Below are 12,662 nucleotides of genomic sequence, written 5' to 3' on the forward strand. Positions count from 1 at the left end.
CACGGTGCCGACGGCTCCGCCGCCGCGCCTCGGTCCGGTCAGGGTGGCCCCGCCTTGTAGCCGACGCCGCGGACGGTCAGGACGACCTCGGGCTTCTCGGGGTCGCGCTCGATCTTCGCGCGCAACCGCTGCACGTGGACGTTCACCAGCCGCGTGTCGGCCGCGTGCCGGTAGCCCCAGACCTGCTCGAGCAGCAGCTCGCGGGTGAACACCTGGCGCGGCTTCCGGGCCAGGGCGACGAGCAGGTCGAACTCCAGGGGCGTCAGCGCGATGGGCTCGCCGTCCCGGGTGACCTGGTGCGCCGGGACGTCGATCTGCACGTCACCGATGGCCAGGTTCTCGGCCTGTCCCGTCTCGCCGCGGCGCAGCTGCGCCCGGACGCGGGCCACCAGCTCCACCGGCTTGAAGGGCTTGGTCACGTAGTCGTCGGCGCCGGCCTCCAGCCCCTGGACGACGTCGATCGTGTCGCCCTTGGCGGTGAGCATGACGATCGGCACCGTCGACTGGGTGCGGATGTCCTGGCAGATCTGCAGGCCGTTGCGGCCGGGCAGCATCAGGTCCAGGAGCACCAGGTCGGGCCGGGTCTGCTGGAAGACCCCGACCGCGCGATTGCCGTCGGACACGAAGGCCGGTTCGTAGCCCTCGCGCCGCAGCACGATGCCGAGCATCTCGGCGAGAGCGGCGTCGTCGTCGACGACGAGGACACGGCCGCGGCTGGGCCCGTTCTGCGGAGCGGTGGGTGGCACGTCGTCCATTCTGCGCTGTGAGGCAAGAAAAGCGGCCCACCCGTCAGGGTGAGCCGCTTTCCCAGCGTCCCAACGCCGTCGTGGGCATAGGTACCTATACCTGTGTCCCGGGCCCCAGAACGCAGGTATAGGTACCTATGCCCGGGGGGTTCAGTAGCGGTAGTGGTCGCTCTTGTAGGGGCCCTCGACCGGCACGCCGATGTAGTCGGCCTGCACCTTGGTCAGCTCGGTGAGCTTCACGCCCAGCGCGTCGAGGTGCAGCCGCGCCACGTGCTCGTCGAGCTTCTTCGGCAGCACGGTGACGCCGGGAACCGTGCCCTCGTAGGCGGCGCGGTTGTTCCACAGCTCGATCTGGGCCAGCACCTGGTTGGAGAACGAGGCGCTCATGACGAAGCTGGGGTGCCCGGTGGCGTTGCCGAGGTTCAGCAGCCGGCCCTCGGACAGCAGGATGATCGTGTGGCCGTCGGCGAACCGCCACTCGTCGACCTGCGGCTTGATCGTCGTCCGGGTGATGCCGGGCGTGCGGGCCAGGCCGGCCACGTCGATCTCGTTGTCGAAGTGGCCGATGTTGCCGATGATCGCCTGGTGCTTGGTCTGCCCGAGCTGCTCGGCGGAGATGATGTCCTTGTTGCCCGTGGCGGTGATGATGATGTCGGCCTTGCCGATGACCTCGTCGAGCGTGGTCACCTCGTAGCCGTGCATGGCCGCCTGCAGGGCGTTGATCGGGTCGATCTCGGTGACGATGACGCGGGCGCCCTGGCCGCGCAGCGACTCCGCGCAGCCCTTGCCGACGTCGCCGTAGCCGCAGACCACGGCGACCTTGCCGCCGATCATGACGTCGGTGGCGCGGTTGATGCCGTCGATCAGCGAGTGCCGGCAGCCGTAGAGGTTGTCGAACTTGCTCTTGGTGACCGAGTCGTTGACGTTGATGGCCGGGAACAGCAGCCGCTCGTCACGGGCGAGCTCGTAGAGCCGCATGACGCCGGTGGTGGTCTCCTCGGTGACGCCCTTGATGCCCTGGCCGATGCGGGTCCAGTAGCCGGGGTCCTCGCCCAGGGTGCCGCGGAGGACGTCGAGGATGACCCCGTACTCCTCGGAGTCGGCCTCGGTGGTGTCGGGGACGACGCCGTCGGCCTCGAAGCGGGTGCCCAGGTGCACGAGCAGGGTGGCGTCGCCGCCGTCGTCCAGGAGCATGTTCGGGCCGACGACCGCGCCCGACTCGTCGCGGAACTCGAACAGGCGCTGGGTGCACCACCAGTACTCGGGCAGCGACTCGCCCTTCCAGGCGAACACCGGGACGCCGGCCGGCTGCTCGGGGTGCCGTCGCCGACGACGATCGCGGCGGCGGCGTGGTCCTGCGTGGAGAAGATGTTGCAGCTGACCCAGCGGACGTCGGCGCCGAGGGCCGTCAGCGTCTCGATGAGGACGGCGGTCTGCACCGTCATGTGCAGCGAGCCGGCGATGCGGGCGCCGGCCAGCGGCTGGGCGTCGCCGTACTCGGTGCGCAGGGACATCAGGCCGGGCATCTCGTGCTCGGCGAGCTGGATCTCCTTGCGGCCGAAGGCGGCCAGGGAGAGGTCGGCGACCTTGTGGTCGACGTCGGTCAGGGTGGTGCTGGCGGTCATGGAGGCTCCAGGGTTCCGCCCGGCACGAGGCCAGGCGATGCAGTCGGATGCAGGGTCGCTTCGATCCCCGATGCGGGGAGAGCGAGCATGCCGAGGCTTCGGCGGGGCTCGTGCCGTCGACCAGTCTACGGCCGCGGCGCAACCCCGTGGGAGCGCGACGCGGGACACCCCCGCGGATCAGTGCAGGTTCGTCGTCGCCCGGTACAGGACGGCGGGCCCCGACGCGCTGACGTGCGCGCCCGCGGGGACGAACGCGGCCGCCCCTTCTCGAGGACCACCCGCCCCTCCGGCGAGGCCGGGTCGGCGGAGGCGAGCTCCGCCCGGCCCTCCGTGCACAGCAGAACCTGCGGACCCCGGGTGGTCAGCGAACCGGCCTGCCCGTCGAGCTGGATGCGGGTCAGGTCGAAGTCCTCGACCGGCACCGGGTAGCGCAGCCCGCCGGGGCCGAGCACCGGGTGGATGACGGGCACCTTGCCGTCGGTGAAGTCCAGCACCTCGATCAGCGCGGCGAGGTCGACGTGCTTGCCGGTGAGGCCGCCGCGCAGGACGTTGTCCGAGCTGGCCATGACCTCGACGCCCGCCCCGGACAGGTAGGCGTGCAGGTTCCCCGCGGGCAGGAAGACCGCCTCGCCGGGCGCCAGCTTGAGGTGGTTGCACATCAGCGAGATGACCACGCCGGGGTCACCGGGGTAGGTCTGCGCCAGGGACGCCGCCCAGCGGTAGGTGTTGATGAACTCCGGGTCGTGCGCGGCCACGAACCGCGCCGCGGCCCGGGCGACGGAGGTGACCAGCTCCGTCCGGAGCGCCGGTGTCAGCGCCAGCAGCTGCGGGATGGCCGCCCGCAGACCGCCGCGGGCCAGTGCCGCGATCGTCGGCTTCAGCTCGGGCACCTGGAGCTTGGCCAGGCAGTGCAGGGACTCCTCGACCGGACGGAAACCGCACAGCGCCTCGAACTCGGTCAGCGCGAGGAGCAGCTCCGGCTTGTGGAAGGGGTCCTTGAACGTGCGCTTGGGGTCGTCGTGCGGGATCCCCGCCGTGTCCTCGGCCGCGAACCCGACCTCGGCCTGCGCGGTGGTGGGGTGGGCCTGCAGGGACAGCGGCTGCTCGGCGGCCAGCACCTTCATCAGGAACGGCAGCCGGCCGCCGAACCGCTCGCGGACGGACGACCCCAGCAGCAGCTCGGGATCGGACTCGATCGCCTTGTCCAGCGGCGTGCCCGTGGACAGCACGCTCGGCGCGTCCGGGTGGGCGCCCATCCAGAGCTCGGCGTACGGCTGGTCGGCAGGACTCGGCTCACCCAGGAGTTCGGGGATGACCGTGCGCGACCCCCAGGGGTAGTGCCGCACCGGGTTCATGAGCTGCCACATCGCGCTGGAGGCTACCCGGACGGCGGGCCCCTTCCCGGCCTTCCTCCCCGTCCGGGGTGGCCCCGTCCCGTGCCCGCGCCGGGCCTGCGACGGGTGGCGAGGACGTCGTCCTTCCTCAGACCCCCGCGCGGACGTCCGGCGCGCCGAGCCGGGCGGCGTCGGCGGTGTGGTCGTCGGGCATGCGCTGGGACTCCCGCTCGGCCTCGACCCGCGCGCCGTAGTGCGCCACCTCGCGCGCCGTCCGCTCCTCGTCCCAGCCGAGTGCCGCGGCCATGAGGCGGGCCACCTCCGGCGCGGACTCGACACCGCGGTGGGCGGTCTCGATCGAGACGCGCGTCCGCCGGGTCAGGACGTCGTCCAGGTGCAGCGCACCCTCGGCGAGGACGGCGTGCAGCACCTCGGCGGCCAGGTAGCCCGGTGCCCCCTCCAGGGGGCGGCCGAGCGCCGGGTCCTCCCGCACCAGGTCGAGGACGTCCCGGGTGCGGTCGCCGTGCCGGCGCAGCAGCCGCGCCACCGTCTCCTCGGGCACCCCGCTGCCGGCGGCGAGCCCGGCCGCGCCGTCCCGGACCTCCTGCCAGTGGTGCGCGCCCACGAGCGGCAGCCGCGCCGTCCGGGACGCCGGAACGCCCGGGAGGCCGGCAACGGCCGCGTCGACGGCGTCCTCGGCCATGACCCGGTAGGTCGTGTACTTGCCGCCGGCGACCAGCACGAGCCCGGGGACCGGCGTGAGGACGGCGTGCTCGCGCGAGAGCCGGCTCGTCTCGTCCGACTCACCCGCCAGCAGCGGCCGCAGGCCGGCGTAGACGCCCAGGATGTCGTCGGTGCCGACCGGCCGCACGAGCACCCGGTTGACCTGGCCGAGGATGTAGTCGATGTCGGCACTGCTCGCCGCGGGGTGGTCGCGGTCCAGCCGCCAGGGCGTGTCGGTGGTGCCGACGATCCAGCGCTCACCCCACGGGATGACGAACAGCACGCTGGTGGGCGTCCGGAGGATCAGGCCGGCCTGGTCACCCCCGTCCCCGCGAGCTCCGCACGGTCGATGGCGGAACCGGGCAGGACGAGGTGCACGCCCTTGGAGGCCCGCACCTTGAGGCTGGGCGCCGCGTCGCCCAGCATCGATCCGATGTCGTCGCTCCACACCCCGGTGGCCGCGACCACGCTGCGGGCCCGGACGGTGAACGACGACCCGTCGGTCAGGTCGGCCACGCGGGCGCCGACGACCGGCGAGTGGGAGCCGGGAGCTCCCCGCCGGCGCCGTCCCGCAGCAGCCCGGTCACCCGGGCGCTGGACAGCACGCGCGCGCCGTACCCCGCTGCCGTGCGCACCACGGCGAGGTGTGCCGCGCGTCGTCCACCTGCGCGTCCCAGTACTGGATGGCACCGCGCACCACGTCCCCCGCAGGGCGGGGAACGCCTCGAGGGTCTTCGCCCGGGACAGGTGCCGGTGCCTGGGGATCCCCCGCCCGCCCGACTCCCGACCGGGCGTGAAGGCGGCGCCGAGCACGTCGTACAGCGCGACCCCGGCGCCGAAGTACGCGCGCTGCCAGACCGGCGAGGTCAGCGGCAGCAGGAAGGGCAGCGGGGTCACCAGGTGCGGGGCGATCGTCTGGACCAGCCGGGACCGCTCGGCCAGCGCTTCCCGGACCAACGGGAAGGCGAACTGCTCGAGGTAGCGCAGCCCCCGTGGATCAGCTTGCTGGACCGGCTCGACGTCCCGGCCGCCCAGTCCCGGGCCTCGACGAGTGCGACCGACAGGCCCCGGCTGGCGGCGTCGAGCGCCGCACCGGCGCCGGTCACCCCGCCACCGATCACCAGGACGTCGACCACGCCGTCGGCGAGCGCGGCGCGGTCGGTCCGGCGGCGCTCCGGTGACAGCAGCGTGCGGTCGGTCTCCCCGTGTGCATGCCCTCCACTGTCCCTCAACATCCAGGCCCCGTCCGGAGGCTCGCGCCGAGCCAGGGTGACGCGATGGAACGGCCCGCCTGCAGGGGCCCGCCGCGAGCCTGCGAGCGGTGGGGGCAGGCGGGTCCTTCGTCAGTGCGACCCGGCGTCGGCCTTCCTGCGGTGCACCGTCAGGGACATGACCAGCACGACCAGCGCGCCGACGACCAGCCCGAGGATCGCGCTGCTCACGGTGTTGACCAGCCACCCCACGACGCCGCCGACGGCGCCGGTCGCCTCCTTCGCCGCCTCCTCCAGGTGGTGGACGAACTCGTAGATCGGGTGGAAGCCCAGCTCGTCGGTGCCCAGCAGGATGATGTGCCCGCCGACCCACAGCATCGCGGCGGTCCCGACGACGGTCAGCGCGGTCAGCAGCTTCGGCATGCCCTTGACGAGACCGCGGCCGAAGGCGGCCACGCGCTTGCCCGGCTTCTGCGACAGGCTCAGGCCGACGTCGTCCATCTTCACGATGAGCCCGACGACGCCGTACACCAGGACGGTGATGCCGAGCGCCACGACCACGAGGATGATCGCCCGCGACCAGAACCCCTCGTCGGCGACCTCGTTGAGGGAGATGACCATGATCTCGGCCGACAGGATGAAGTCCGTGCGCACGGCGCCGCTGACGATGGTCTTCTCGTCGGGCAGCGCGTCCTCCACCGCGGCGTGGTGCTCGTCCGCGGCGTGGATGCGGTGCCAGATCTTCTCCGCGCCCTCGTAGCAGAGGTAGGCCCCGCCGAGCATGAGGATCGGGGTCAGCAGCCACGGCAGGAACTGGCTCAGCAGCAGGATCGCGGGCAGGATGACCAGCAGCTTGTTGCGGAGCGAGCCGAAGGCGATCTTCCGGATGATCGGCAGCTCGCGCTCGGCGTTCAGCCCGTGCACGTACTGCGGCGTGACGGCGGTGTCGTCCACGACGACGCCGGCGGCCTTCATGCTGGCCCGGCCGGCCGCGGCCCCGATGTCGTCGATCGAGGCGGCGGCCGCCTTCGCGAGCACCGCCACGTCGTCCAGCAGTGCTACGAGTCCACCCGCCACGTGAGGTCCTTCCGGTCGTCAGCACCAGCGTGCTGTTCCAGTGATCGCGGCCTGTCCGGCCCTGCGGTGCGCGGGTGCGCGCCGGTGCGGAACTACCCCGCGCAGCCCCGTCGAACGCCTCGTTCGTCAGGGTGCTGCGTCGAGGCGGGCGGGCGGGACGGGGGTCACGGGCGCGGCGCCCGCTCGTTGTCCAGGGCCAGCGCCAGGTAGACGGCGCTGAAGTCGGCGACGGCGAGCTGCCGGGCGAGCCGCGGCAGCCGGGCGAAGCCTGCCGGCTCGCCGTGCTCGGCCAGCCCGCTGACCGGGACCGTGCGGGCGGCCGCGGTGCGCAGCACCTGCTCCAGGGCGTCGGAGGCCGGTTGCGGCTCCCGTTCCCCCGCCCCGTCGTGCCCCCGGCGCCGGTGTCGCGGATGGTCAGCAGCCGCAGTCGGCGGCCCGGGTCGTCCGCGCGGTCACGGAAGAAGTCGTCGGCGTCGCCCGGTGCCAGCGGTCCGCCGAGGACCGCGGCCGCGGCGACGCGCTGGTCGGGCAGTCGGAACGCGGTCGCGGGCAGGCCGGCGAGGGTGGCCAGCTGATCGACGATGCGGGCCGCGGCGGCTCCGGCCAGGGGCCCCTCGGCGACGATCACCGGCAGGGCGTCGAGCAGCTCCAGGGCGAGCGTCTTGGCCGGGTTCCCGAACGACTCCCGCGCGGGCCCGCACTCCGCGGCGACCTCGTCCAGCGCCGTGGCGATCGCCTCCGGGTCGGCGGCCTCGGCGGGCAGCAGGCCCAGGTCGCGGATCAGCAGGAGCAGCGGTGTGAGGAGCGACCAGAGCGTGGTGTGCTGCACCCGGGAGGCCGGCAACGCGACGTAGGGGGCGCGGGCGGCGGAGCACGCGGCGCGCAGCGGGGCGTCCTCGGCCCCGATGCCGACGAGGGCCACGCCCCGCCGGGCGGCCTCGTAGGCGGGGGCGACCGCGTACGTCCCGGCACCGGTGCGCGTGGCCACGACGGCGATGTCGCTCGGGCCGGTCCACACCGGCAGCGACGGCCCCGGCACGACCTCCACGGCGACCGGGCTGGAAGAGCCCAGCAGGGCCCGCAGCACCGAGGCGGCCACCGCGCCCTCGCGGCGGGCGACGATCACCAGTCCGCGGGGCCGACCGCCCCCGGTCACCCGGGACAGGTCGGCCTCGGCGGTGAGCCGGGCGGTCTCCCGGACCTGGGCGCCGGCCCCCGCGACGGCCGGGAGCAGGCCCCGCGGGTCGCGGGCACGCAGCAGCTCGAGGTCGTCGAGGACCTCCTCGGCGAGCTCCGGGGTCACAGGTCTACCGCCATCGGTCCTCAGCCCTCAGCTCCGGCGCCTGGCCTCGTCCAGCAGCAGGACCGGGATGCCGTCGCGCACGGGGAAGGCCCGGTCGCACGTGCTGCACAGCAGCTCGCTCGCCGCCTCGTCCACGGTGAGCGGGCTGTGGTGGGTGTCGGGACAGGCCAGGATGGCCAGCAGTTCGGGGTCCAGCCCCAGCGGACCGCTCGTCGTCGGCTCGGTCATGCGCGCACCATCTCCAGGACTCGATTGCGGACGTCGGTCATCCGGGCCTCGTCCGGCGCTTCGACGTTGAGCCGCAGCAGCGGCTCGGTGTTGCTCGCCCGGAGGTTGAACCAGGCCCCGTCGGGCAGCTCGACGGTCAGCCCGTCCAGCTCGTCGACGGTCACGCCGTCCTGCTCCTCGAAGGCATCGCGGACCTCGGCCATCTTCGCCGGGGCGTCGGCGACCGTGGAGTTGATCTCCCCGGACGCCGCGTACCGGCTGTAGGCGGCCGTGAGCTCCGACAACGGGCGGGACTGCTCCCCCAGCGCGGCGAGCACGTGCATGGCGGCGAGCATGCCGGTGTCGGCCCGCCAGAAATCGCGGAAGTAGTAGTGCGCGGAGTGCTCGCCTCCGAAGACCGCGTCGGTGCGGGCCATCTCCTCCTTGATGAAGGAGTGCCCCACCCGGGTGCGGACGGGTTCACCCCGTGCTCGCGCACGATCTCCGGGACGGCCCGCGAGGTGATGAGGTTGTGGATGATCGTCGTCCCGCGGCCCTTGGCCAGCTCGCGGACGGCCACCAGCGCGGTCACCGCCGATGGGCTCACCGGGTCGCCGTTCTCGTCGACGACGAACACCCGGTCGGCGTCCCCGTCGAAGGCGAGGCCGATGTCGGCGCCGTGCTCGCGGACCGCGGCCTGCAGGTCGACGAGGTTCGCCGGATCGAGGGGTTGGCCTCGTGGTTCGGGAAGCTGCCGTTGAGCTCGAAGTAGAGCGGCACGATCTCCAGCGGCAGGCCGGAGAGGACGACCGGCACGGTGTGCCCGCCCATCCCGTTCCCGGCGTCGACGACCACCCGCAGGGGGCGGATGCCCGACAGGTCGACGAGCGAGTGCAGGTGGGCGGCGTAGCCGGCGAGGACGTCGTCGGACGTCACCGTCCCGACCCGCTCCGGGACGCGGTCGTACGCGTCGCGCTCGGCCCACTCGCGGATCGTCGCCAGCCCGGAGTCCTGGCCGATCGGCGCCGCACCCGCGCGGCACATCTTGATGCCGTTGTACTGCGCGGGGTTGTGGCTGGCGGTGAACATCGCGCCGGGTACGTCCAGGGAGCCGGCCGCGTAGTAGAGCAGGTCGGTGGACCCCAGACCGGCCTCGACGACATCGAGGCCGCGGCCGATCACGCCCTCCGCGAACGCGCGGGACAGGGGGACCGAGGACTCACGCATGTCGTGGGCGGTCACGACGGTGGCCGCGCCGCTGTCGGCGCGCACGAACTCCGCGAAGGCCGCGCCGATCGCCCGGCTGACGGCCTCGTCCCACTCGCCGGGCACGACGCCGCGGACGTCGTAGGCCTTGATGATCGACGACAGGTCCGGCAACGCAGCTCACCCTCGCTCGCGACACGTGCAGACCGGGTGGCACCCGGCGTCGCAGACCTTAGTGGCGAGCGTGGTGAGGAGCTCGGACGGCCACCGTTCACGGCCCGCGCCGAGCGGGCGAGGCGTGGGGGAAGGGCGGTCCCGTGTCAGTTCAGGTCGGGCAGGACCCGGAGGTGGCCGCGACGGGTGCCACTGCCGTCGTCGGCGGGGTTCCGCGGGGGCTCCGGGCGCGCCGCCTCGCGGACGGCGTCGGCCAGGGCGAGCAGGTCGTCGCCGGTCGGACCGGCGTCGTCGAGGTCGATCTCGTGCCGGACCACCTCCCAGCCGCGCGGCACGGTCAGCCGTTCGGCGTGGAACTCGCACAGGTCGTAGCTGTGCGGCTCGGAGAACGTCGCCAACGGGCCGACAACGGCCGTCGACTCCGCGTACACGTAGGTCAAAGTCGCCGCTGCCGGTTGCGCGCAGCCGCTGCGCGAGCAGCGACGTGACTGCCTCACCACCGGTTCCTCACGCAGGCACAGTAAACCTGCGCGGCGGCCTGCCGCAGCAGGCACGCGGGATTTCGCCGATCGCGCGCCTCATCCTGCACGATGACCCCGTGGGCACCGACACCGGTCCCGCCCTCTCCCGCACCCGTGTCGCGGCCGGTCCCGCGCCGGACGCCGTACCCTTCGACGCGCCATGACCCGCACTCCCAGCCGCTCCCGACGCGACCGCCACGGACGCGGCCTGCGCGGCCGTCTCGTCCCCGCCGACGTGCCGCTGGCCCGCAGCCGCGCCGAGCAGTTCGACGACCTGGTCCTGGACGCCGTGGAGGACATCGAGCGCCGCTGGGAGCGGAGCTGGCCGGTGTCGAGTTCGCGGTCGAGGACGTGCCGTGGGTCGAGCACACCAGCCCCGACGACGTCGTCCTCGACACCGACGTCCTGGACGACGGCTCCGTGCCCCTGGCGCGGGTGCTGCCGGCCCACCGGAACGACGGCCGCGAGGTGCCGCCGCGGATCGTCGTCTACCGGCGACCGCTGGAGATCCGGGCGCACGACCGCGACGACCTCGCCGATCTCGTGCGCGATGTCGTGGTCGACCAGGTCGCGGTCCTGCTCGGTCGCGACCCGGAGGAGATCGACCCGACCGGCTGAGGCACGCCTGCCGGCGGTCGCCGACGAGACCGTCCGGTGCGCCCTGGGATGCTGGCCGCGATGGAGATCCCCGGAACGGCCGGCCCGTGGCTCGTGCTCGGGCTGGCGCTCGGTCTGCTCCTCGCGACGCTGGGCGTGCTCGCCGTCCCGGCAGTGCGCCGCTCCCCGGCACGGACCCCGCGGCGCCCGCCGCTGCGCCGTCGGCCGATCCCGTGGTCGACGACCTGCCGGACTTCCTCGAGTTCCCACCGGGATCGGTCCCCGCGCCACCGGTGCGGGACGCCGGCTGGTTCCCCTGAGCCCGCCACCCGTCCCGCCTCCTCCGGCCCCGGCCGCGCCGTCGCGTCGGGACGGAGCGGGGACCACCGGCATGCTCGCCGCGATGGCCGTCGCCGCCACGCTGCTCATCGGTGCCGCCGCGGCGGTGGCGGCGACGACGCGGGCACCGGACGACGCGGGCCGGTCCGCCGAGGCCGGCCCGCCGGCCGGGAGCACGACCGGGAGCACGGCCGGCCCGGTCCCGGCCACGATGTCGGCGGACCTCTCCTTCGAGAGCGTCGTCCTGGAACGGCACGCCGTGGGCGTCACCGTGGCCCTCCCCGGGTGCGCCTGAGCTCCGCGGACGGGCGAGCGACGGCGGAGGTCGAGCTCGCGACGTTCAACTGCCTGCGTGACACCGCGCCGCCGGACCCGGCGTCGGCCGGTTGCAGCCGATCGGTCACCGAGTACGCCGAACTCTCGACTCCCGAGCTCGGGATGCGGACCGACGGCGACACCCTCCGCCTCGCCGGCGCGTTCCCCACGGAGCGCCGACCCAACGGCTCCTCCTCGGTCGCCACCGGGCGGGTCTACGAGCTGGCGGTCACCGCGGCGCCCCGCGACGGCCGGGCCGACGACGGCCGGGAGGCGGCCACCGGGTGGTTCGAGATCGGCGGCGAGCGGGTGCCCGTCCGGGACGACGGGTCCAGCGCGCTCGGGTACGGCGACTGACGGTCACGGCCAGCCGCGCGCGGGGCGGTCAGGGTGACCACCGGGGACCCCGGTGCCGTGTCGAGGCCACCGACGTCGGTCCAGCCCCACCAGGGCCAGCGGTCGTGCCCGTCCACGAGGGTGAGCAGCGCAGCGCTCGGCTGCCCGTCCCCCGGCAGCACGGCCAGCTCCACCTGGTGGATGGCGGCGTGCAGCCGGACGACGGCCCGGAGGAAGGCCCGCCCGCGGCGGTCGGTCTCGCGGCCCAGCAGCGCGGGCAGCCACCGGTCGATCTCGCGGGGTCCCGGCTGCGCCGCACCGTGCCCCGCCCGTCGAGCCCGTCGACGGTCCCGCTGCTGCGGCCGTTGGCGATGAGGCCGTCGGGCAGGCGGGCGGCCAGTGACCGCGCCGTCGGATCGCCCAGGGGCAGGCCGGTCAGGTGGAGGCGTCGCGGGCCGCGGATCCCGCCGAGCAGGTCGAGGATGCCCTCGGCGAGCCGCCCGGCGGCCGCCTCGTCCCGGGCCAGCAGCCGAGCCGGTGGCCGGCCGCCCGGCACGGGGCCCACGCCGTCGCCCAGCAGCGAGACCCGTGTCGCGACCCCGCGCCGGCGCAGGGTGAGGAACGCCACGGCCTCCGGACCGCCGTGCGACGCCGGCTCGACCACGACGGCGACCGGCCGGCCGCCGGCGGGGCGAGCGCCCCGGGCGTCGAGCACGGCGGTGAGCCAGGGCGCCCGGGCGGTGACCGGCGCGCGGAGTTCGGCCATCAGCGGTCCGGCGGCACGGAGCTCGCGGACCACCTCGGCGCGACCGACGGCGACCCGGGTGCCCACCCCCGAATACGACCACAGCCGCCGACGGGGACCCATCGGCGGCTGGTCAGGTGCTGGAACGGCCCCCTGGCGGGGGCGGTCGAAGGACTCCCTCCTGCCCACCCCTCGCGAGCTCG

14 protein-coding genes and 4 pseudogenes are annotated in these 12,662 nt (G+C 74.2%); 3 read left to right on the plus strand and 15 right to left on the minus strand.

The window, feature by feature from the left end; all coding sequences use genetic code 11:
- Positions 1 to 38 precede the first annotated feature (38 nt).
- The 14 genes and pseudogenes from mtrA to U6N30_RS23905 all read right to left on the minus strand — a co-directional run bounded on the left by mtrA (position 39) and on the right by U6N30_RS23905 (position 10,160).
- The gene (gene mtrA / locus U6N30_RS23845; RefSeq protein ID WP_422677975.1) at positions 39 to 746 is read right to left on the minus strand and encodes an MtrAB system response regulator MtrA; all 708 of its coding nucleotides are present in this window, start codon (positions 744 to 746) and stop codon (positions 39 to 41) included.
- Positions 747 to 896: 150 nt separating this feature from the next.
- Positions 897 to 2,039 (minus strand): adenosylhomocysteinase, encoded by a 1,143-nt coding sequence (locus tag U6N30_RS23850; RefSeq protein WP_479690540.1) that lies wholly within the window; start codon positions 2,037 to 2,039, stop codon positions 897 to 899.
- Between the two features lie 95 nt (positions 2,040 to 2,134).
- Positions 2,135 to 2,371 (minus strand): annotated as a pseudogene (locus tag U6N30_RS35700) (adenosylhomocysteinase); the annotation flags it as partial.
- Positions 2,372 to 2,496: 125 nt separating this feature from the next.
- On the minus strand, positions 2,497 to 3,738 hold the full coding sequence (gene manA, locus U6N30_RS23855; RefSeq protein WP_324274233.1) for a mannose-6-phosphate isomerase, class I: 1,242 nt from the start codon (positions 3,736 to 3,738) through the stop codon (positions 2,497 to 2,499).
- Between the two features lie 115 nt (positions 3,739 to 3,853).
- Positions 3,854 to 4,711 (minus strand): glycerol-3-phosphate dehydrogenase C-terminal domain-containing protein, encoded by an 858-nt coding sequence (locus U6N30_RS23860; RefSeq protein WP_324274234.1) that lies wholly within the window; start codon positions 4,709 to 4,711, stop codon positions 3,854 to 3,856.
- Positions 4,712 to 4,731: 20 nt separating this feature from the next.
- A complete protein-coding gene (locus U6N30_RS23865; protein WP_324278611.1) occupies positions 4,732 to 5,385 on the minus strand; it encodes an FAD-dependent oxidoreductase in 654 nt (217 codons plus the stop codon).
- Positions 5,322 to 5,663, minus strand: coding sequence for an FAD-dependent oxidoreductase (locus U6N30_RS23870; protein WP_324274235.1), 342 nt, complete (start codon positions 5,661 to 5,663; stop codon positions 5,322 to 5,324). The genes U6N30_RS23865 and U6N30_RS23870 overlap by 64 nt, the downstream gene beginning before the upstream one ends.
- Before the next feature lie 108 nt (positions 5,664 to 5,771).
- Positions 5,772 to 6,716, minus strand: coding sequence for a DUF808 domain-containing protein (locus tag U6N30_RS23875; RefSeq protein ID WP_324274236.1), 945 nt, complete (start codon positions 6,714 to 6,716; stop codon positions 5,772 to 5,774).
- A 164-nt stretch (positions 6,717 to 6,880) separates the two neighbouring features.
- Positions 6,881 to 7,051, minus strand: a complete 171-nt coding sequence (locus U6N30_RS23880) for a hypothetical protein (protein WP_324274237.1) — start codon at positions 7,049 to 7,051, stop codon at positions 6,881 to 6,883.
- 125 nt (positions 7,052 to 7,176) lie between these two features.
- A pseudogene (locus tag U6N30_RS23885) lies at positions 7,177 to 8,019 on the minus strand (SIS domain-containing protein); the annotation flags it as partial.
- 27 nt (positions 8,020 to 8,046) lie between these two features.
- Positions 8,047 to 8,247, minus strand: a complete 201-nt coding sequence (locus U6N30_RS23890; protein WP_422677976.1) for a Trm112 family protein — start codon at positions 8,245 to 8,247, stop codon at positions 8,047 to 8,049.
- Positions 8,244 to 8,690 (minus strand): phosphohexomutase domain-containing protein, encoded by a 447-nt coding sequence (locus U6N30_RS23895; protein ID WP_324274238.1) that lies wholly within the window; start codon positions 8,688 to 8,690, stop codon positions 8,244 to 8,246. Before U6N30_RS23895 ends, U6N30_RS23890 begins: the two co-directional genes overlap by 4 nt.
- A gap of 209 nt (positions 8,691 to 8,899) precedes the next feature.
- Positions 8,900 to 9,558 (minus strand): annotated as a pseudogene (locus U6N30_RS23900) (phosphohexomutase domain-containing protein); the annotation flags it as partial.
- Positions 9,559 to 9,752: 194 nt separating this feature from the next.
- Positions 9,753 to 10,160, minus strand: a complete 408-nt coding sequence (locus tag U6N30_RS23905; RefSeq protein ID WP_324274239.1) for a DUF3499 domain-containing protein — start codon at positions 10,158 to 10,160, stop codon at positions 9,753 to 9,755.
- A 318-nt stretch (positions 10,161 to 10,478) separates the two neighbouring features.
- Here U6N30_RS23905 and U6N30_RS23910 point away from each other — a divergent pair, with 318 nt between their 5' ends.
- The 3 genes from U6N30_RS23910 to U6N30_RS23920 all read left to right on the plus strand — a co-directional run bounded on the left by U6N30_RS23910 (position 10,479) and on the right by U6N30_RS23920 (position 11,735).
- Positions 10,479 to 10,745, plus strand: coding sequence for a metallopeptidase family protein (locus U6N30_RS23910; RefSeq protein WP_324274240.1), 267 nt, complete (start codon positions 10,479 to 10,481; stop codon positions 10,743 to 10,745).
- A 370-nt stretch (positions 10,746 to 11,115) separates the two neighbouring features.
- A complete protein-coding gene (locus U6N30_RS23915) occupies positions 11,116 to 11,358 on the plus strand; it encodes a hypothetical protein (RefSeq protein ID WP_324274241.1) in 243 nt (80 codons plus the stop codon).
- A complete protein-coding gene (locus U6N30_RS23920) occupies positions 11,349 to 11,735 on the plus strand; it encodes a hypothetical protein (protein WP_324278612.1) in 387 nt (128 codons plus the stop codon). Before U6N30_RS23915 ends, U6N30_RS23920 begins: the two co-directional genes overlap by 10 nt.
- Positions 11,736 to 11,803: 68 nt before the next feature.
- Here U6N30_RS23920 and U6N30_RS23925 read toward each other — a convergent pair.
- Positions 11,804 to 12,562, minus strand: a pseudogene (locus U6N30_RS23925) (GNAT family N-acetyltransferase); the annotation flags it as partial.
- Positions 12,563 to 12,662 lie beyond the last annotated feature (100 nt).

The organism is Blastococcus brunescens (assembly GCF_035320885.1).
GTDB classification, from domain to species: Bacteria; Actinomycetota; Actinomycetes; order Mycobacteriales; family Geodermatophilaceae; genus Blastococcus_B; species Blastococcus_B brunescens.